At 56.6% G+C, this 19,177-nt stretch carries 17 protein-coding genes and 1 pseudogene; 5 read left to right on the top strand and 13 right to left on the bottom strand.

What is annotated here, in order from left to right:
• Positions 1–170 (top strand): annotated as a pseudogene (gene glyA, locus GOW09_RS22730) (serine hydroxymethyltransferase); the annotation flags it as partial.
• Positions 171–445: 275 nt separating this feature from the next.
• Here glyA and GOW09_RS21330 read toward each other — a convergent pair.
• Positions 446–820, bottom strand: a complete 375-nt coding sequence (locus tag GOW09_RS21330) for a hypothetical protein (protein WP_171120804.1) — start codon at positions 818–820, stop codon at positions 446–448.
• Positions 821–911: 91 nt separating this feature from the next.
• On the opposite strand from GOW09_RS21330, the gene GOW09_RS21325 reads away from it, so the two are divergent.
• Entirely contained in the window at positions 912–1,670 is a 759-nt protein-coding gene (locus GOW09_RS21325) for an alpha/beta fold hydrolase (RefSeq protein ID WP_171120802.1), read from the top strand.
• Here GOW09_RS21325 and GOW09_RS21320 read toward each other — a convergent pair whose 3' ends face one another.
• From GOW09_RS21320 to GOW09_RS21295, 6 genes are all read right to left on the bottom strand, one after another.
• Positions 1,671–1,856, bottom strand: a complete 186-nt coding sequence (locus GOW09_RS21320; RefSeq protein WP_171120800.1) for a hypothetical protein — start codon at positions 1,854–1,856, stop codon at positions 1,671–1,673.
• 93 nt (positions 1,857–1,949) lie between these two features.
• A complete protein-coding gene (locus GOW09_RS21315; protein ID WP_171120798.1) occupies positions 1,950–2,327 on the bottom strand; it encodes a rhodanese-like domain-containing protein in 378 nt (125 codons plus the stop codon).
• Positions 2,328–2,406: 79 nt separating this feature from the next.
• Positions 2,407–3,759, bottom strand: a complete 1,353-nt coding sequence (locus tag GOW09_RS21310) for an HlyD family type I secretion periplasmic adaptor subunit (protein ID WP_171120796.1) — start codon at positions 3,757–3,759, stop codon at positions 2,407–2,409.
• Positions 3,760–3,761: 2 nt separating this feature from the next.
• On the bottom strand, positions 3,762–5,978 hold the full coding sequence (locus GOW09_RS21305) for a type I secretion system permease/ATPase (protein ID WP_171120794.1): 2,217 nt from the start codon (positions 5,976–5,978) through the stop codon (positions 3,762–3,764).
• A 39-nt stretch (positions 5,979–6,017) separates the two neighbouring features.
• Positions 6,018–7,958 (bottom strand): type I secretion protein, encoded by a 1,941-nt coding sequence (locus GOW09_RS21300; protein ID WP_171120792.1) that lies wholly within the window; start codon positions 7,956–7,958, stop codon positions 6,018–6,020.
• A 131-nt stretch (positions 7,959–8,089) separates the two neighbouring features.
• Positions 8,090–10,372: a hypothetical protein gene (locus tag GOW09_RS21295; RefSeq protein ID WP_171120791.1), complete on the bottom strand. Its 2,283-nt coding sequence runs from the start codon at positions 10,370–10,372 to the stop codon at positions 8,090–8,092.
• A gap of 764 nt (positions 10,373–11,136) precedes the next feature.
• On the opposite strand from GOW09_RS21295, the gene GOW09_RS21290 reads away from it, so the two are divergent.
• Both GOW09_RS21290 and GOW09_RS21285 read left to right on the top strand, forming a co-directional pair.
• The gene (locus GOW09_RS21290; RefSeq protein ID WP_171120789.1) at positions 11,137–11,727 is read left to right on the top strand and encodes a response regulator transcription factor; all 591 of its coding nucleotides are present in this window, start codon (positions 11,137–11,139) and stop codon (positions 11,725–11,727) included.
• The gene (locus GOW09_RS21285) at positions 11,720–12,217 is read left to right on the top strand and encodes a hypothetical protein (protein WP_152457395.1); all 498 of its coding nucleotides are present in this window, start codon (positions 11,720–11,722) and stop codon (positions 12,215–12,217) included. The genes GOW09_RS21290 and GOW09_RS21285 overlap by 8 nt, the downstream gene beginning before the upstream one ends.
• 973 nt (positions 12,218–13,190) lie before the next feature.
• Here the strand turns inward: GOW09_RS21285 and GOW09_RS21280 are convergent.
• Genes GOW09_RS21280 through GOW09_RS21255 form a run of 6 tightly spaced genes read right to left on the bottom strand, consistent with a single transcriptional unit; the run spans position 13,191 to position 18,417 of the window.
• Positions 13,191–14,129 carry an HAD family hydrolase gene (locus GOW09_RS21280; RefSeq protein WP_171120785.1) on the bottom strand — a complete coding sequence of 313 codons (939 nt, stop codon included), beginning with the start codon at positions 14,127–14,129 and terminating at the stop codon, positions 13,191–13,193.
• Positions 14,093–14,908: a phosphonate ABC transporter, permease protein PhnE gene (gene phnE / locus GOW09_RS21275; protein WP_171120783.1), complete on the bottom strand. Its 816-nt coding sequence runs from the start codon at positions 14,906–14,908 to the stop codon at positions 14,093–14,095. Before phnE (GOW09_RS21275) ends, GOW09_RS21280 begins: the two co-directional genes overlap by 37 nt.
• A complete protein-coding gene (phnE, locus tag GOW09_RS21270; RefSeq protein WP_171120782.1) occupies positions 14,908–15,723 on the bottom strand; it encodes a phosphonate ABC transporter, permease protein PhnE in 816 nt (271 codons plus the stop codon). Before phnE (GOW09_RS21270) ends, phnE (GOW09_RS21275) begins: the two co-directional genes overlap by 1 nt.
• Positions 15,720–16,514 carry a phosphonate ABC transporter ATP-binding protein gene (gene phnC, locus GOW09_RS21265; RefSeq protein WP_171120780.1) on the bottom strand — a complete coding sequence of 265 codons (795 nt, stop codon included), beginning with the start codon at positions 16,512–16,514 and terminating at the stop codon, positions 15,720–15,722. Before phnC ends, phnE (GOW09_RS21270) begins: the two co-directional genes overlap by 4 nt.
• 60 nt (positions 16,515–16,574) lie before the next feature.
• Positions 16,575–17,549, bottom strand: a complete 975-nt coding sequence (phnD, locus tag GOW09_RS21260) for a phosphate/phosphite/phosphonate ABC transporter substrate-binding protein (RefSeq protein WP_152457390.1) — start codon at positions 17,547–17,549, stop codon at positions 16,575–16,577.
• Positions 17,550–17,607: 58 nt separating this feature from the next.
• Positions 17,608–18,417, bottom strand: coding sequence for a DeoR/GlpR family DNA-binding transcription regulator (locus GOW09_RS21255; RefSeq protein WP_171120777.1), 810 nt, complete (start codon positions 18,415–18,417; stop codon positions 17,608–17,610).
• A 286-nt stretch (positions 18,418–18,703) separates the two neighbouring features.
• Between GOW09_RS21255 and GOW09_RS21250 the strand changes: the two genes are divergently transcribed.
• The gene (locus GOW09_RS21250; RefSeq protein ID WP_253283925.1) at positions 18,704–19,126 is read left to right on the top strand and encodes an NUDIX hydrolase; all 423 of its coding nucleotides are present in this window, start codon (positions 18,704–18,706) and stop codon (positions 19,124–19,126) included.
• Positions 19,127–19,177 lie beyond the last annotated feature (51 nt).

Genomic DNA, 19,177 nt, shown 5'->3' with positions numbered 1-19,177 from the left:
CCACCCGCGGCTTCGGCGAGGTCGAATTCCGCCAGATCGCCGACTGGATCATCGAAGTGGTCGACGGCCTGGCTGCCAATGGCGAAGACGACAACGGCGCCGTCGAAGCTAAGGTCAAAGCCGAAGTCGCAGACCTCTGCGCACGCTTCCCGATCTATCCGAACCTGTAACTGGTCCATCCTCCAACACGGAACGGCGCCATGAGGCGCCGTTTTCTTGCGTCAGATCCCTGAAAACGTTCTGGATCTCGCCCAACGCAAATCCGGTGTTTTGGGCAAGGTCCCGGGCCCCACGGCCGCCCAAGCCATTCTGGTCAATACGCGCTTTTTTTTCGCCCCGACCAGCCTTTCGCGCAGCTGGTCACACCGAATCCGTGCATTCGATGTCACCGCACACAGGGGTTTGCGCCATGTTCAGACCTTGGCGCGTTGTCCAGAATCCAAGCTCAGATCAAGCCGCGCCACCACAGAAAAACCAGCAAAAGAGTCGTCAGTGCCAGCATGTTGAAGGCCAGCCCCCCCAGCAGGCCAAGGAACCAACCCCATCTGCGATCCGCAAGATTGATGGACCCCAGATGTTCCTGCACCACGTCGGACGCCTCGATCAGCTTGGGGTTGTCCAGAACCAGCCTCAATTTGGGATGAGAGGCCATCGCCTCGGCCCGGGCCAGAATCAAGGCCTGCTTGTAGACGCGCCGCGGCAGTCGGCGCTTGGCCTTGCGGATTGATGCCTCGAGCGTCTTGTCGCGCACCCCGAGCTTTGCGCGCAGCAACACAACCGTTTCGGCGATCCGGGTCTGAATGTCTGGGTCCTGCGCCATTGGTGGCCTCCTGCCGAGGCAATCTAGCGGCAGCGTCTATGACCTACAATGGGGCTGGTCGTTTCCGGCGGTGACTTGTATCACGCGGTACATGCTGAACACCATCATACATGGCGAACCGACCGCCCGACCGCCCCTTGTCATTGCCCACGGCCTGTATGGATCGGCCCGAAACTGGGGCGTGATTGCCAGACGGCTATCAGACCAGCGGCAGGTTGTGGCCGTCGATATGCGTAACCACGCCTACAGCACGTGGGACGCTTGTCATGACTATCCCCATCTGGCGCAGGATATCGCCGAGGTCATCGAACGGATCGGCGGGACGGCAGACGTACTTGGGCATTCAATGGGCGGCAAGGCCGCGATGACACTTGCGCTGCAACACGGCGCGCTGGTGAACAAACTGGTAGTCGCAGATATTGCGCCGGTGAAATACACGCACAGCCAAATTCAATTCATCGAGGCCATGCGTGCCGTGGACTTCTCGCGCATTGCACGCCGCTCGGATGCCGAGCAACAATTGGCCGAGCAAGGCGTTGAAAAAGCATTGCAGAGCTTCTTTACCCAATCGCTGGACATCAAGGGAAAGCGTTGGCTGCTGAACCTGGACGTGTTGGCGGACCAGATGCCAAATATCATGGGCTTTCCCGAGTTGGACGCCCAGTGGCAAGGCGCCGCGCTGTTCCTGTCGGGGGGCGAGTCAGATTACGTCTTGCCGGAACATCGGGCCAAAATCCGCGCACTGTTCCCCGGCGCGCGATTTGCCAAGATCCCCGGCGCCGGGCACTGGCTGCACGCCGAAAAACCGCGCGAGTTCGAAGCTGCCGTCAGAACCTTCCTGAACGCCTGATCAAACGCCTTGATACAGCCGCCTTGCCACCATCCAGGATGCCGGAGCGGCGATTACGGCCCCCGCGGCCGCGGCGCCGACAATTGCGCTGACGGACACCATTCCGGCCGACAGCACGGCGATTACGGCCGAACCAGACAGAGCAGTTGCAATCAGTGAATACAGCATAGCGGCAAGGCGAAACATGGCCGGGCTTTCCTTTTGATGGCTTCCGGCCAAATATTTCACGATTCGAATGTGTTGTACTTTGATTTGTGTCAGTTTCAGACGGTTCCGAAGCTAGGATTTGGCGATTTCACCGCCCCCATTCACCCAGTCCGTCAATCCACCAAGATTGTACACCCTCTGGTATCCCATATCCTTCAGGAGTTTTCCGGCCAAAGCCGCGCGCCCGCCTGATGCGCAGTACAACACGATGGGGCGATCCTTGCGCAGTTCAGGGTCATGTGATTGCAATGCATCCTCTGCCCGAAACTCCAGCATGCTGCGGGGTATATGATGCGCTCCGACGGCGCGGCCCGTCTGTTCCAGCTCATTCGCATCGCGAATGTCCAACAGCAGCGCCCCCTGTTCGGTCATCGCCTTTGCCTTGGCCGCATCGATACGCTCGACCACCGCGTTGGCCGCTTCCATCATCTCTTTCACCGTCACCGGCATGCGATTTCTCCTTCACGTCACCGCGCAGAGGTTAACATGCGAATTTTGGAAGGTGTAGACATGGAAGGAAACGCGCGTGTTACTGCTCGCGAAACGCGCGCGACATGCTGTCTGATACCGGTTTGGCGATATAGGCCGCAAAGGTGCGCTCTTCGGTCTGGATCATGATTTCTGCGGGCATCCCCGGTGTCGGAACAAAGCCGCGCACGCGCTGCAACTCATCCGGGGTCAGTGAGACTCGTGCCAGATAGACTTCCTGCGGAACACCGGTCGAATCCTCAAGCAGCGCATCGGCCGAGATATAGAAAACCTCGCCATACAAAACAGGCGTCGTGCGTTGGTTCAACGCGATCAGGCGGACTGTGGCGGTCTGCCCCGTGACGACACTGTCAATCTCGGTACGCGGAATCTGTGCCTCAATGATCAGGGGCGCATCTGCGGGCAGGATTTCAGCTATCGGTTCCCCGGTCTCAATCACACCGCCCGGCGTGTGATAATGCAATCGCACCACCGTTCCGGTTACCGGCGCACGCACCACGGCCCGGTCAAGAACACTGCGCGCCTGTCGGGATTTTTCACGCACGCTTTCCAGATCGGCTTCGATCGCGCCCAGTTCATCCAGTGCGGCCTCACGATAGGCGGACCGCGTACGCGCGATCTGTTCGTCATATTTCAGCAGCATCTGGTTGATTTCAGCGGCTTCCGCCTGCAACCGGGCCTGCTGACCTTCGGCTTCGGCCTGAACACGACGGATCGTGTTCAACTCCCCTTTGCGGACAAGGCCCTTTTCGAACAGCTGGCTTTTGGCCTCAAATTCCTCCTGCAATATCTCGGCGCGCCGGGCCATGCTGTCCAGTTGCGCCTCAAATCCGCTGGATCGGATTTTCAGCGCTTCCATATTGCGCTCCAGCAAAGCCAAGTCATTCAGCAGCGTCTTGCGCGACACATCAAAGCTGAGCTTTTGACCATCCAGAATGGCCATTATTTCAGGATCTTCGGATGCTTCGACAAGCGCCTGCGAAAACACGAGGCGGTCGCGTTCCCCGTACTCGGCCAGCAACCGCTCGGTCATGGCCTGAAGGCGCAGCTTGCGAATATGCAATTCACGCTCATTGGCCTGGGCCGAGGTCTGGTCCAGGGTCATCAACACCTGACCTGCCTGAACCGCCTGACCTTCCACAACCTTGATGTCTTCGATGATACCACCTTCAAGATGTTGGACAATCTTGTTTCGGCCCGTGGCCACAAAGCTGCCTTGCGCGATGACCGCTGCGGCCAGCGGGGCACTGAACGACCAGACCCCGAAACCGCCGAAGCAAACGACAAGCAAGACCACCCCGATCACTATCAACCTGTTGATCGAGCGCGGAACCTCAGCATACCAGACTTCTGGTTCATTGGATGAGTTGTTCACAGGTACGAGGTCATTCATGGTCAGCCCCCCTGCTGGCCTTCAATTCCAGTCTGCTTGCGCGGCCCGTTGATCTGCTGAAGAACCTGATCACGCTGACCGAACAGGGCCACACGCCCATCCGTCAGCAGCATGATCTTGTCGACAACATTCAACAACGTTGGCTTCTGCGTAATGACGACAACGGTGATCTTGCTTTGACGTGCCTGTTCGATTGCACATGCCAGCGCCTTGTCGCCCGCGACGTCGAGATTTGAATTCGGTTCATCCAGCACAACCATTCTGGGGTTGCCGAAGAACGCCCGTGCCAGTGCGATACGCTGCTTCTGACCACCGGACAAAGGCGAGCCATCAGCCGCCACCACGGTCTCATATCCCTGCGGCAACGTTGCAATCATGTTATGAACATCGGCCAGAACGGCGGCATCGTGGATCTGTTCGTCAGTGGCATCCGCCCGCATCCGGCCGATATTGTCCTTGATCGTGCCCGGGAACAGCTGAACATCCTGCGGCAGGTAGCCGATGCTTTCGCCAAACTGGCGCGGGTCCCAGTTTCGGATGTCCATCAAGTCAAGCCTGACGCTGCCCGATGTGGGCAGAATGGATCCCACCAGAGTTTTCCCAAGCGTGGTTTTCCCGGCACCGGAATTGCCGATGATGGCCAAAGTTTCGCCGGGAACCAGCGAGAACGTGATGCCGTTCAGAACCACGCGTTTGGTTCCGCCCGGTACATAGAGCAGACGTTCGACATCCAGACGACCTTCGGGCCGTGGCAAGCGCAGTTTTTCGTATTGCAGGGCCGAGGTCGACAGCAGCGCCTTGATCCGGCCGTAGGCTCCGCGCGTCAGCAGATAGCTGTTCCATCCTTCAATCGAACCTTCAATCGGCGCAAAGGCACGCCCGGCGATGATCGAGGCCGCAATCACCATACCGCCTGTGATCTCTCCTTGCAGCGCCAGAAACGCGCCCCAACCCAGAATTCCGATCTGCGTCAAAAGGCGAACGGCGCGCGAGATTGCAGCGAAGATCACGTTGCGGTCCTGTGCCCGCACCTGCCAGGTCAGGGATTGGGCAGTATCCCGCCCCCAGATCCGCACGGCCTCGGGGATCATTGCCAGAGCATTAATAATCTGACTGTTGCGAGACATCGAATCCAGATGCAGGTTCGCCATGGACTGTGCCTTGTTGGCCTCGGCAAACGGCTTGGCAGTCGTTTTCTGGTTGATCAGTGCAATCGTCATAAGAATCAACGCAGTAACCACCACGATCATGCCCAGTTGCGGATGCACAAGGAAGATCATCAGAATGAACAGCGGTGCAAACGGCACGTCCAGAAATGAAAGCAGCGTGCCCGAGACCAGAAAACCACGAAGCTGTTGCAGATCGCCCAATGTCTGATACTCGCGCCCGTTTCCGTGCAGCGACGCATGGGCCGCCGCGCTCAGAACCGGTGCGCCCAGCCGGGCCGCCACTTCGACCCCGGTCCGCATGAGCATGAACCGCCGCACCGCATCAAAAGCAGACTGGAAGATCACCGCCCCTGCAACGATGGCCGTCAGCATGATCAGCGTGTCCAGCGACCGGCTGGTCAGAACACGGTCACTGATCTGGAACAGATAGATCGGGATCGCCAGGATCAGGATGTTCGTGGCGCAGGTCAGGACCAGAACAAACGCAAGATTGCGCCGGATCGCCCGCATCGAAACGCGCAACGTGCGCTGGAAATCTTCGGGCGGGGTGCGTTTGTGGAAGGTTTGGGGTGGCCCGTTCCCATCACCGCCGCCGGAATTCGTTTGCAACAGTGGCTGGTTTGCCTTGGCCTCGATCGTGGTGCCTATGCCGTTCTCACCGGATGCGCGTGCAGAGGGGGTCTTGCGCGCAGTCGAGTCCCCGGCGGATGCCGGATCCGGGCCGTCGGCGTCGGCCACCCCATTGCCGCCACCCGCCGGCTCTTCATCTTGCGCGGGTTGCGGCTGCGCACGCTGACGGGGAGGATCAGCGCGCCGTTGTTCGCGTGAGCGTTTTTGGTCTTCGGATTGCTGTGGTAGTTCGGTTTCAACCGGCGAATCTGGATCTGACACCGACACGCGCATCTCCTGCGTCAGGTGCAACCGGGCTTTGGCCCGTCGTGTCGCTGGATCTGCCCCACCGTCTGCGCGCTGGCGCTTCGGGCCCAAACCGCCCTGCCTGTCCAGGGGACTGGATAAGAGTGGGCGGCGCGACGAAAAAACAATCGACATATACAAACCTTCTGGTCACTCGATAAAAACTTGGGGGGGTCAGGCCAGCATGGATTGCAGGCCGTCATCTGGTGTCGTTGTGTCAGTGGATTGTGCGTGCAGTGCCAGGGCGGCATCCGGTTGCGGCACAGACATGTCCGCCATGATTGCGGCGATCGCCTCGTTGGTCATATCTGTGATTTCCTGGTTGTCCGGCACGTCAATCAGGCTGGCCTGATGAAGCAGCAGGTCAGAATAAGATCCGTCAGCGGCCATGACCGTCGAATCCACACCCGTTTTGGTCAGATTGACGGAGTTCAAAAGGGCGTTGCTGCCTGCGACGACATCGGTATCGGCGGCACTGGGACCGGACAGGTCAATTTGATCCTGATCCAGCATCATGGTGACCTGTTCAACGATGTTCACCTGCAACAAGTCTCCGTCGATCTTGAGCACGCGCAACTGCTCCATCCCTGCAAACAAGGGATCGTTGAGCAGCGCGTTCTCCAACGCATCGATATCCGTTTGATCAAGCGCCATGGCGTCGGACAGGTTCTGCTGCAAATCCTGATGAGTATCTGCGCCTACCGTTTTGACCGACGCGTCATTCATGATCACGTTTTCATCATCTCCGGCCATTGCGCCGGGCATACCGCCGCTGATGATATCGTCATCCATCAGGGCGTTGGTCTGGTACAACATGTCCACGGAAATCATATTCCCGTCGATCATGATCAGGTCGTAAAAACTGCCCAGCTGCACGATGTCGGTGACATTGAACATTTCGTTGTCGCCCAGCGCGTACAAGGTCGATGCGGCCGAAATCTCGGTCTGTATGTTGTCGATATCCGTGGCGTCGATAACTTGCTTGACGAAGTTGGCCACAACCAGATCACCGTGGACCCAATCCACAACGATGAAGTCAGGCTGTCCGGTTGTTCCGGCGCCATTGTCCAGCCAGGGGGCATCTCGGCCTTCGACTTCGATCTTCGAGGACTGAATCACATTGGTGCCGCTGCCCGTTCCCGGTGCCCCCACATCCCAATCTGACACAAGCGCAACCTGGCTGATGGCGGTCAGGCTGATCGCCTGCCCTCCGACGGCGATATAGGGGGCATCAACCCAACCTACAGATGCCGAGACAGCATTGATCGCAAGGTTCCCTCCGGTCACGACCAGGTGTCCGTCGTCAAAGTCAGGATCTTTCGACTGATCCCACTCGGCCGGAAGCATGGCCTCTGCCTCATCCTCTCCGGCTTCATCCGGCTGATGGAACGCAGGCAGGATGTCTGTCCATACCGGTGCTTCGTCAACGTACTTACCGTTTACGATCACCCCCAACGCATCATTGCCATGAAACTGATGTACCGTGACCCCGTCGATATTCGCGTTTGCCGGGGCCAACATCTGTTCGGCCAGCGCCTCGAGCATTTCGGTCGACTTGTAATCCGCGAGCGAAAGCGAAGGGGCTGCCATGGCATGAAGCGACAGCGCCATGTCCATCATCTCTTCGCCCTGGGCGATCAGCGCCTCGGTATCGCGAAAGTCCCCTTCCCCCACCGTGTCGTTGTCGCGCATGACCACCTTTTGCACGGTGAACGTCATTGCCGAACCCAGCGGCACCGTATCCGGTCGCAGAATAATCAGTTCCGGTGCAGAAGACGGGCCGGATACGCTGTCTGGAACAAATCGCGTGGATTCCGCGCTGTCACCATTGAGGATGATGACCGACTCATGCACCGGCCCGACAGGAGCCTTCGGCAACGGAAGTTCTGGTTGAGAGGGAAGAAAATTGAATGGCAGGGCTTTGTATTCGCCCGCCGGGACATCCAGATCAGCTTTGATGTTGATCGAGGTAGGCTCGTCAAGCCCGTCTATTTCGGCTTTACGCCTCAGGGCGCTGAATTCTTCGTACTGATCCCTCAGGCGGGCTTGTTCTATCGTAAGCTCAAAAGTTCCAACAAAATGCGCTATCGTTTCCGTAATACCGTCAAGTGCCATGTCGGTTATCCTTTTTGCCCGCGGCGGCTCGAAATTTCCGCTTTGGGTTCAGTTGGGCCGGGGCCGCGTTTTGCGGCCCCGGCATTTTCGAAAGGTAGCAAGGCCCGAAAATGCGAGCCCCGCCTTTTGACTTAAACGTCCGTGTCGTCGCTGGCGTGGGACATGTTCATCGAACCACCCACCATGGTCGTATCGACCGTGTTGCCCAGGACGTTGGCGCCCATAATGATCGACTGGTTGAACGCAGACGTATCAACGACAGCTGCCGCCGATGCATAGGACTCACCGGTCACGATGCCATCGCCACCATTGTTCGCGCCCCAGGCACCACCATTGCCGCCGGCACCACCGTCACCTGAATAGGCGCCGCCACCGTTACCACCGGTGATCATGCCACCCATGGTATCGCCTGACGTTGCAGTGCCCATCGAAGCTCCGCTGGTTCCACCGTTCGCGGCGGATGCGCCACCGGCACCACCGTTGCCCGAGTCAGCCGCACCAGCTGCGTCGCCCGACCCAGTCGATGTGGCATCATTGTCGGAACTGCCTTCGCCGCCGTATCCGGCAATTGCTTCGGCCAAGCTGTCAGCCGCACCGTTTGTGTCGGCGTCTCCGAAGATGTCGGCAGCTCCGCCGTTGCCTGCGGTATTGGCCGCGTCGGCAGACCCGGCTCCGTTGCCGGTAGACGATGATGTTGGCGTTGTGCTACCGCCCGCGCCGCCGTCACCGTCGGCAGCCGATGTTCCGGTACCGGCCGCATCCGCTGCGCCATCTGCTGCGTTCGACCCGCCGTCACCGCCGCTGCCGTCGGTGTCTTGCGAGTTGCTGGCCGCGCCGTTCACGTCGCCCGGGCTCTGGTCGATATCCGGCCCGCTTGCCGACTGATCGCCAACACCCTGAGCATCGGAATCCGCGTCAGCGGTCCCACCGGAGCCGTCGCCGCCCGAGCCGTCGCCACCTGAACCGTCGCCGGCCGTGCCGTCGCCACCGGTGCCGTCACCGCCGGTTCCGTCGCCGCCTTCGCCCGCTTCGGCGTCAATCATGCCCAGCTCTTCCTGCAGAGCCATGATTGCAGCTTCGACCATCGCGCCGAATCCGCCTTCGCCGTCGCCGCCGGTGCCGTCGCCACCGGTGCCGTCACCACCAGTGCCGTCACCGCCGGATCCGTCACCACCGGTTCCGGTTCCGCCAGAGCCGTCAGCCGAGCTGTCTGCCCCGCTGTCAGCAGAGCCGTCCGCAGTGTTGTCACCCGCAGTGGCATCATTTGCATCAGTGTTGCTGTCGCTTGTGTTCGAAGCCGAACCATCTGCCGCAGCATTACCGTCGCCACCGTCCGCACCAGACGCATCCGCAGCGTTGTCCGCCGTTCCGGTCCCGGTTCCGGTCGAGTCGGAATCGCTGTCGCCGCCGTTTGCGTTACCGGCTGCGTTCGAACCGGACAGACCAAGGCCCAGACCCAAACCAAACGAATCCGCGCTGCCGCCGGCTCCACCGGTTCCGCTGCCATCGGCACTTGTGCTGCCATCATTGTCGGACGAGGCTGAGCCATCTGCGGCACCGCCATCTCCACCGGCACTGTCACCGTCGGATCCCGCGCCCGCCATACCAACACCATTGCTGGCATTGCTTGCGTCACCGGTCGATCCGCCCCGACCAGCGCTGGAATCGGCATCCGCACTGCCGGTATCGCCACCGTCAGCCCACGCGTGGCTGCCCAAGGTTGATGAATCGGCCGCGCCACCGTAGCTGGTTCCACCGTCGCCCGATTTTCCACCGCCGGCATCCGAGCTGATACCTTCAGCCGCAGTTGCCGTGCCACCATTGGCATCGCCGTTCTGGGTGAAGTCGGCGTTGTTGGATACGGTCGGTGAATCAAGCGTGTCGTCGTCGCTCAGGCTGGCGACCTGGCTGTTCACGGATGACATTGCCGTTCCGGCGCCGTCCATCGAGATATCCAGATTCATGTCATCGCCTGGATCATAGGTCAGATCGCGACCAGCAGTGATCACGTCACCCACTGTCGCCGAATCGCCGAGGTCCAGATCAACCTGATCATCGTCGCGCGGAATCCACTCACCGCCGCCGAAATCGATATTGATTGAGTTGCTGTTGGAGTTGTCGTTGGTGTTGTCGCCGGCATTAAGCGTCTGGTCTTGATCCTGACCCTGGTCCTGATCCTGACCTTGGTCCTGATCCTGACCCTGGTCTTGATCCTGGCCTTGGTCCTGACCCTGATCCTGACCCTGTTCGTTGGCGTTCTCTACATTCTGGTCCTGCTGCTGTTGCTGCGCAGTCACATCGGCTTCGACAAGAGCCTCATCAACCTGAATTTCAACATCCACCGGAGCATCCAGGTTTTCGACAACGATTTCATCAACGGTCGTTACGTTTGTATTGTTTACGTTACGTCTCATAACAAATTCCCATTTATGGAACGCCTGACCGCCATTCATCTACAAAGCGGCAACGGGCGTGATTGAAACTGAAATACCCGCACAGCGTTCAAGCACGCTGAATGCGGTTCACGGTAGTTTTTCTGAGGCCACCTCCTTTCCCGGCTAAGCCGAATACGCGGCCGTTCACAATCGATGCTGAAATGCGCAAGGAACGGGCGCGGCAGGGACAGACGCTTTCACAATTAAAGCCTGTCCATGTTCGCAGCGACGCACGCGTGCGACTAGCTAACTGAAAGTTCTGATGAGAATAAGATGTTGGTTTTTATTATTATTTTAAGAATATTCCGGAACTTTCGCCGGGCTGGATCAAAAAGTTCTAAATTAAGAAAGCAATAAAAAAATAATGCAATTGTTTCCGCTGGTTACACAATGCCACACCGAAAAACCTAAACAATAGTTCTATATCTAAGGCACTTGAACTATACCGTCTGGTTGTAGAAAATCACGTTCTCAGCTACAATAAACCTCACGTAATTCTTTGATTAGTTAACTACTTTTACACCGGTAATTCCATTTCGATAAAGCCATTTCCGGTTAACCCCGTTTTGTGAGGGAATATAATGAGTGAGTCTTTGAACAATGAATCTGGCAATCAGAGTCTTTATTCAGAAGATTTTTCGATTGTCTTCCTCGGGAAAGAACTATTCTATTCAAATCAAACCCTAAGAAGCGTTCAAACCGAATTTGGTGTCCGCGCTTTTCGCTTCGAAACACTCGAGGCGATGCGTACAAGTGTTCCGGACAGCGGCAAGATCGTCGTCGTGGATCAAATGTTGATCGAAGACCTGTTGGCGCGCCCAGATGCATACACCAAAAGTGCAGGTTCCGGCTGTCTTGCCTTCGCCTATCGCAAAGAGGAATCGGCCCGGCACCTGTTCGAAGGCTGGAACCGCCTGCAGTTTGGAGATGTCGGCTTTCTACCGATGAACGTGGCACCGGACGCGTGGCGCGCCATCCTCAGACTGCTGATGCACGAGGAACTTTATCTTCCCAGCTTTCTGGCTGACTGTGTTTCAACCCCCTGTCAGCGCGCGCCCGAGAGACCACGGCAACGGGAAGCCATTACATCCAACGGCGCGGATCGGCACGCACAGTACTCCAAGCTGACACGCCGCGAAAAACAGGTTTTGCAACTGGTCTCAGAAGGCAAAAGCAACAAATTGATTGCGGCCAAGCTGGGCATCACGGAACACACGGTCAAGCTGCACATGCATAACGTTGTCGGAAAGATCGGTGTCAGCAACCGGACGGCGGCTGCTCATTTCTATTTCGAGGTTGCGCCTCATGAGGCGCAGCAGACCGCCCTTGACTGATCCCTTTGAAGCCCGGTTCGACCGCCTGATCCTTTTGGTCGGCAGGCTGAACTACATGTGGACAAACACCGAGAGCCTGCTGATCCATCTGATCGCCGGCCTGACTGGAACGTCCAAGGACGTGGCCGTAATCATCTTTCTGACTTTGAACACCACCCGCGCGCGAATAGATCTGGTTGAAAGACTTGCAAAAATGGAAGGGCGCCCTGCCCAGCTCCGAGATCCGATCCTTGAACATACGCAAAGGCTGGCCAAGCTTTCTGGCATCCGCAACAAGTACAACCATTGCATCTATTCCTTCGACCCTGAAAGCGGAAACCCGAAAACGATCCTTATGCGGATCGCTGACCGCAAAACCGACATAAAACTCGGCCGCGAAGATACCGTGGACGACAACGCGCTGCTCCAGATCGAAGCAGTCGTTGATCAGCTGTCAGCCGCGAACAGGGACATTTGGAAACTGATCCGACAATTGGGGTTTCCGGTTTAAGCATAGTTGCACAGCAGAGTATTATGGGGGGCTTTGCAGCTCCCGTGCGTTCTGCCACGCACACATAAGTCACGGCATTTTTCTTATTCTTTTTGGTACGGGCGGTGAGCACGATGCGGCTTGTACAACATGCTGCATATAGACCCTAAAACATTAATATTACTATTAAATTAGTCCGTCACCTGCAGGACACTGCAACAGAATTTGGGAAAGCACCGCGCCGCAAGTGTGGGGCAGTTAAAGCAAGAGACGTAAACCGACTATCAGCAGCGCAGGTAATAAATGCCGCGCTTTGTATCGTTGTTCAATACGGTGGCGGGCTCTTTCTCAAGAAGTCGCAGAACGGCAGTCGCTGGTTCTATCGGTTCTAAGACAACGGCAAGCGCCAGGATGGGGGATTGGATCTTTCCCTGACATGTCCCTGTTTGATGCGCGCACAGAACGAAAAAATGGTCCTCTAATACGGAACGCGACGACGATCCGATTGCGGAACTTGAGCTCCGGCGTCTTGATGCAGAAAACAACCCGAACGACCCGACATTTGAGGACATGGTGCTCATCGCGTTTGATCGGTTCAAGAAACGGCTGCGCGGCGACGGTGCGCGCGGTCGCTGGTTCGGGGACTTGATTCGATGAGATAGACGGCGACTTGTGAACGGTCCCGAAAGAACCCATAAAAAGCTAATGGAAAAAGTACACGGTTTCTGAAACCCGCTGTGGACTGAGGCCGTGAACCTGATTGAGATATGCTGCGAATTGCGGTCAAAGCGGCCGATACGTCAGTTTGTTGGGATGTGTGATAACAGTCCAATCCAGACATGAGTTCAGAGTTCTGTGGTTGCGGAGAAGTTTTCCAAAGCCGCCGCTCACACGTGGCACTGCATGTATATGGTCGGCATGTTTGCCACGCGGTGTCAGCCGACATACGAGTAAGCGTTAACAGGAAAACGCATCTAAGGGTGACGCCTTAGAATCAAGGCCGGCTTACGACAAAGTTTGGGACTATCCCTGCCTTTATGATCGCTGCTTTAACATCATGCCCTGCGAAGAAACCGTATCCCGAGATGAGGGCGGAAGCTATGCCTGCTTCTCGTGCGCCCAGTATGTCGGTGTGCAGGCTGTCGCCCACCATCAGAACCCGAGACTTGTCGATGTGCCCGAGACATTGGAAAGCAAGATCATAGATATTGGCAAAAGGCTTTCCAAAGAACTGAGGGGCGACGCCTGTCCGGTCTGCTAGCCGGTGCGCGTAAAGACCGGGTTCCTTGGAAAAACCGTACTCGCGCGGAGCGACAATGTCAGGGTTGCCGACCAATACCGGGCGGGGACGCTCTTGCAAAGTGGCCTCCAACATGGCTTGTCGTGCTTCAGTCCAAACCGCTGACCCGATCAACAAGAACCCGTCGACGGTTTCGTAGGGCTTCGGGTCATCCTCCAGATAGGACAGTTTCAGCCCCTCCAGATCGCGAAGGCCGGCACTGGGAGCCGCCATCAACCCCCACTGCAAATCACTTTGGCCGTTCAGTTCAGACAACAACGTGGCCCGGCTGGTGATCACGTCTTGTGGTGCGAAATCGTAACCAAGCCTATTGTACTTCTCCATAAGAGTTGCGTGGGGAAACCCGGCGGCATTCGACACGATCAGAACACGTTTGCCAGCGGCTGTCAGCGACCTGACCCGTTCTGGCGTATCCGGGATTGCCGTATCGCCAATATTGAGAACCCCGAAAGCATCGAGGAGGAACACGTCAAACTCATGAGCTATGTCCTCCAGCGTGTCCGCCTGGCGATAGTTCAATTCAGTAGATCTGGTTTGCGGCAGGCGATGTCGCACAGCCTCGTAGGCGTCAAAAGCTTCTTGCACAGAGAAACCGGTCAAATGATGGCCCCTCGTACTTTCGCCGAAACCCATTCGCTGATCATAACCGCGACGAGAATGACAATCAGGATCAGGCTGACTTGTGGCCAAGCCAGAACGTTGAGCGAAGCCGATAATTGCAACCCAATGCCACCAGCACCAACCAGCCCGAGCACCGTGGATTCGCGGATGTTTATATCCCATCGAAAAACGGCAATGCCTGCAAACGCGGGCAGGATTTGCGGTACGATCCCATAGGCCATGACCTGCCAGCGTGAAGCACCGGTTGCCGTTATTGCTTCGACCTGCGTGTGATCAATCTCCTCAATCGCTTCGTAAAGAAGCTTTGCGCAAAACCCGATTGAACGAATGGCAATTGCTATGACACCGGCGAACACTCCGGGACCAATAATCGCGATCAGAAGAAGCGCCCAGATCAACGAGTTGATAGAGCGAGTCGAGACAATGACCAACAGGGCAATCGGCCGTATGAACAAAGCCGACGGCGTGGTGTTGCGGGCCGCCAAAAAGGCAACGGGCACTGCCATGCATAGGGCGATGATTGTTCCCAGGGTGGCAATGTTCAGAGTGTCCCAAATCGGGCGGCCCAGTTGGGTGATGTACTCCCATTTGGGAGGCGTTGCCCGGGTCCAGATATCATTGGCGATGCGGGGCGCGTCCCAGACGAAAAACCAAGTGGTCGATTCCGAAATCAGCTGCCAGCAGTACACAAAGATCGCCACGCCCAACAGCCAGCCGAACCAACGAACCAAGCTCTGACCTGTTGTCCGGCGACGCCAGATTTGCGCATCGTCGCGTTCAAGTATCGGCATCACTGAACCCTCGCTCGAATAATTCCCGAAAGGTATTCCAGAGCCATCACGATGCCGATGATCAGAATGAGAATGGCCGCCGCGGTGTCGTATTCATAGCGGTCGAATGCGGTGTTCAAAGTCGCACCAATTCCGCCAGCCCCCACGAGCCCGAGGATCGCGCTTTCCCGGAAGTTGATGTCGATCCGATACATGGAAAGGCCCACAAGTCGCGGCATCACTTGCGGCTGAACTCCATAGTTGATCCATTGTGGCCAACGCGCTCCAGAGGCCTTGATCGCCTCGGCCTGAACCTTGTCCATGGCTTCGATATCTTCGGCCAGAAGTTTCGAAAGAAACCCTATGGTGGCGAAGGAAAGCGTCAGAAATCCGGCCAACGGGCCAAAGCCGAAGATCGCCACAAGCAATATGGCAACGATGATCTCTTGCAATGCCCGGCTTATCGCAACAATGCCTCGGCAAATCATATAGACTGGCAATGGCGCGATGTTGCGTGCAGCCCCCAGCCCAATCGGGATCGATATCAGGATACCCACGACCGACGCGGCCACGGTCATCACGATACTCTCCAGAAGGCCGCTCCAAATATCTGACCACCGTGAAATGAAGTCTGGGCTGGTGAATGCAAGCACAAACGCCCAGCCGCGATCCAGCCCTTCATAGACACGACCCCAATCGACTTCGATGGTCATAAAGGCTGCGATCAGGTAGGCGAAAAATCCAAGGAGCAATGCCCAGCGGAGCACTGGGTTCTTGACAAAGGCAGGTTTACGCCAGCCTTTTCCCAGCATGTCGTCCAGTTCTCGATGGCTCATTCTGCGGCCTCGACATCTTCATCTTCGTCCACTTTTTCGATGGTTGCTTCCCAGTCTTCTTCCCCATAGATCTCGGTCAGCTTCTCAGGGGTAAGGCCGAAGGGAAGCCCATCATACACAATTTCGCCAAATCGGAGCCCCACGACGCGCGGAACAAACATCTGAGCGAGCGCCACATCATGGATATTGATGATGGCTGCCAATCCGCGTTCCTGACATAACTCGGTGATCAGCCGCATTATCTGACGGCTGGTTTTGGGGTCCAGCGACGCAGTTGGCTCATCAACCAGCAACAGTTTCGGGTTTTGAATCAAGGCGCGGCAGATGCCCACCCTTTGGCGTTGACCACCTGACAGTTCATCCGCCCGTTTGTCCGCCATGTGCAACAGCCCCACCCGATCGAGCAAGCGGAAGGCTTCGTCCACATCCGATTGCGGATACCGTCTTAGGAAGCTGCGCCAGAATCCCACGTATCCCAACCTGCCGGACAATACGTTTTCCATCACAGTGAGGCGTTCAACCAAAGCATATTCCTGAAAGATCATACCCATTTCGCGGCGTGCTTTCCGCAGCGCGCCCGATCCGAGCTTGGTCACGTCAACGTCATCCAGAAGGACACCGCCACTTGAAGGTTCAACCAAGCGGTTGATGCAACGGATCATGGTAGATTTGCCCGCGCCCGAGGGCCCGATCAACGCCAGAACCTGTCCTTTTGGAACCTCAAGATCGATGGCCTTCAGCGCCTGATCTCCGGTCTTGTATGTTTTCGTCAGCTTTTGAAGACGCAGCATGAAATGCCCCAGATTAGGGTGAACAGCGGGCCCTTTCAGGCCCGCCGGTTGAGCCAAAAATTACTGGCAGGCGTAAGAGACGCCATTTGCCGCGTCAATTTTACGAATGACGTCCCAAAATTCCTGATAGGTCATCTCGAGGAATTGGCCTTCGTTCGATTTCGAGAACTCCGCCTCCAGTGTCGTGCCTTCCCATTCGAAATTGAAAAACGCGTTGCGGATTTTTTCCTGCAACTCGGGCGTCAGGTTGTAAACGGTCCCAAACCCTGTGGTCGGGAAGGTCTGCGACTTGTAGATCGTAACGACATCATCTTCCTTGATCACATCGCGCGAGATCATCCGGGATTTTACCGAATTCGCGATCGAAGCCGCCAGGTAATCCTTGTTGGCGACACCCAGGATCGAGTTGTCGTGCTTGCCCGAGTAGACAGGTTCGAAATCGCGTTCTGGCAGAAGATCAAAATCGCTTTTCAGGATCGCCGAGGGCGCTTTGAATCCCGAGTTGGATGTAGGCGATGTGAAAGCCAGTTGCTTCCCCTTGATGTCTTCGACCTTTTCGATGCCCGAACCTGGATAGGTGATGATCTCCATCTCGTAACCAAAATTTCCGTCCTTCGAAGCCATGATCGTGAAGGGGCGGAACCCGGCGCAGTTTACCGCCAGTGGGTTGGAACCGGTATTGAAGCCTGCAATGTGCAAACGCCCCGAACGCATCGCCTCGATCTGGGCCGCGTTGTTTTGAACAGGGAAAAAGACGACGTCCTTGCCAGTTTCCGCTTTCAAATGGTCAAGAAAATCTGACCACGCGGTTTTGTATACGGCGGGATCTTCAACCGGCGTATAGGCAAAAATCAAAGTGTCCGGATCTATCTGCTCGGAAGGGTCTGTGGGGATATCCGCGATCAAATCACCGTCGGCATCACAAAAACGCTCGTCCAAGTCACCGCGTGGACAATCCTGCGCCGACGCCGTTCCACTTATCGACATGAGCGCGATTGCAGATGCCCCAAGCAATAGTTTGATATCGATCTTCATGTTTTCCTCCCAGTCAAGTGCGGTGCTTTTTATCCGCCGTTAATCAGTCATTTCATATCTACCCGGCGACGAGAACGTCGACCCGGGCGCCTTCAATGGCGTTATGCAATTCTCCTGTTGGTTTTTTGTCGGTGATTATTGAATGCAGGTCGTCAAGGCCCCCCACTTGAGACAGGCCTTTCCGGCCGAATTTCCCGGAATCAACAAGAAGGTGCCGTTTCTGGGCGCGCGACAGCATTGCCCTCTTTATTGCCGCAAAGCCGCGCACTGTTTCTGAAGGTCCATCGGTCGAAAACCCCGAGGAACCGATCATGCACCTGTCGACGTTGAAACGGGACAGAAACTCCAGCGTCTCGGTTCCGATCGTTGCAGACTCAGTTGCCAAGTATTCCCCCGGGCATAACAGCACTTGTGCAGCCCCATGGCCAAGGGTCATGGCTACGGGAATGGAATTGGTGATTACGGTGCAGGATGTGCCAATATAAGCCAGTGCACGTGCCATTTCGATTGTGGTCGAGCCGGAATCGATCATGACCGTTTCACCGCTCTGGATCAGTTCTGCCGCTGTGGCACCTATCCGTTCGCGTTCCTCAACCTGTGCGTTTGTTCGCTCATCCAAACCCGGATAGTGCCCTTGCGCGGCGGCCGATGCTCCCCCGTGTGCCCGCGCTATCAAGCCATCATTCGACAGAGCATCGAAGTCTCTGCGAACCGTCTCGGTGGAGACGTTGAACCGCTGCGCCAGTTCGTTGATGCGAACGTGCGGGCGCAGCTTCAGTTCCAGCAATATCTGCTGGCGCCGGTCGGATTTCTTTACCCGGCTGTGGTTCTTTTCAGACATTTTGCCGCGCGTTTTAGTTTTGGACATCCGACGACCCGACTAGGTTTCGAAATCCACTTTTGTGGGCTTTCGGTCATAATGCAATATTTTTTGTTGCATAACCCTCGGAAGGTTGTGAGAATTCGAGCGAACACAAGTATTTCGAAGCGCAAAGCAAAGATGCACAGGCTGATCAAATTCAGAATACGAGCCAAGGCAAAGCGTTGACCGGCCAACTTGCCAACAAGACAGCTTCCTTTTGGTTCTTGATCGTGTGGCATTGAGAGGCGGCATGAGCGACAGCGAAACGGCAGATCAGATTGCGGCGCTTCCGATGCGCTGGGACAAGACTGGCAAGTTGCGCGTTCTTATGGTCACTTCGCGGGACACCGGCCGGTGGGTTATCCCGAAGGGCTGGCTAATGGACGGCAAAAAACCATGGCAAGCTGCTGAAATCGAAGCGCAAGAAGAAGCAGGCGCTGTCGGCACCATTTCGAAACGGCCAATCGGTCATTTTTTCTATGATAAACGATACGAGGGGCAAAGCAGCGTTCGCTGCCGCGTCACCCTTTATCCGATGGTCGTCGAAAAGCTGAAGCGACGCTGGAAGGAAAAAGGTGAACGTACGCGTCACTGGTTTTCACCGGCAAAGGCCGCAAAGTTGGTTCAAGAAAGCGACCTGTCAGATTTGCTGAACAATCTGACAGACAATCCAGAAGTCAAAATTGTCATAAAGAAACTTCGACAGGCTGCATGAGGAAGGGCATGAAAGAACCGGGAAACCCGGACGCATCAAGCTCAAAGGGAG

This window comes from Ruegeria sp. HKCCA5463, assembly GCF_013034175.1.
GTDB lineage: Bacteria > Pseudomonadota > Alphaproteobacteria > Rhodobacterales > Rhodobacteraceae > Ruegeria.
Note: the sequence above shows the minus strand (reverse complement) of the source record. Positions and strands in the feature narration are given on the sequence as shown.

What these genes read in the sequence shown, in the direction of transcription:
- GOW09_RS21330 (WP_171120804.1), bottom strand. Translation starts at nt 820, where the DNA reads ATGGCGCAGGACCCAGACATTCAGACCCGGATCGCCGAAACGGTTGTG.
- GOW09_RS21325 (WP_171120802.1), top strand. Translation starts at nt 912, where the DNA reads ATGCTGAACACCATCATACATGGCGAACCGACCGCCCGACCGCCCCTT.
- GOW09_RS21320 (WP_171120800.1), bottom strand. Translation starts at nt 1,856, where the DNA reads ATGTTTCGCCTTGCCGCTATGCTGTATTCACTGATTGCAACTGCTCTG.
- GOW09_RS21315 (WP_171120798.1), bottom strand. Translation starts at nt 2,327, where the DNA reads ATGCCGGTGACGGTGAAAGAGATGATGGAAGCGGCCAACGCGGTGGTC.
- GOW09_RS21310 (WP_171120796.1), bottom strand. Translation starts at nt 3,759, where the DNA reads ATGAATGACCTCGTACCTGTGAACAACTCATCCAATGAACCAGAAGTC.
- GOW09_RS21305 (WP_171120794.1), bottom strand. Translation starts at nt 5,978, where the DNA reads ATGTCGATTGTTTTTTCGTCGCGCCGCCCACTCTTATCCAGTCCCCTG.
- GOW09_RS21300 (WP_171120792.1), bottom strand. Translation starts at nt 7,958, where the DNA reads ATGGCACTTGACGGTATTACGGAAACGATAGCGCATTTTGTTGGAACT.
- GOW09_RS21295 (WP_171120791.1), bottom strand. Translation starts at nt 10,372, where the DNA reads ATGAGACGTAACGTAAACAATACAAACGTAACGACCGTTGATGAAATC.
- GOW09_RS21290 (WP_171120789.1), top strand. Translation starts at nt 11,137, where the DNA reads ATGCGTACAAGTGTTCCGGACAGCGGCAAGATCGTCGTCGTGGATCAA.
- GOW09_RS21280 (WP_171120785.1), bottom strand. Translation starts at nt 14,129, where the DNA reads ATGGGTTTCGGCGAAAGTACGAGGGGCCATCATTTGACCGGTTTCTCT.
- phnE (WP_171120783.1), bottom strand. Translation starts at nt 14,908, where the DNA reads ATGCCGATACTTGAACGCGACGATGCGCAAATCTGGCGTCGCCGGACA.
- phnE (WP_171120782.1), bottom strand. Translation starts at nt 15,723, where the DNA reads ATGAGCCATCGAGAACTGGACGACATGCTGGGAAAAGGCTGGCGTAAA.
- phnC (WP_171120780.1), bottom strand. Translation starts at nt 16,514, where the DNA reads ATGCTGCGTCTTCAAAAGCTGACGAAAACATACAAGACCGGAGATCAG.
- phnD (WP_152457390.1), bottom strand. Translation starts at nt 17,549, where the DNA reads ATGAAGATCGATATCAAACTATTGCTTGGGGCATCTGCAATCGCGCTC.
- GOW09_RS21255 (WP_171120777.1), bottom strand. Translation starts at nt 18,417, where the DNA reads ATGTCCAAAACTAAAACGCGCGGCAAAATGTCTGAAAAGAACCACAGC.
- GOW09_RS21250 (WP_253283925.1), top strand. Translation starts at nt 18,704, where the DNA reads ATGCGCTGGGACAAGACTGGCAAGTTGCGCGTTCTTATGGTCACTTCG.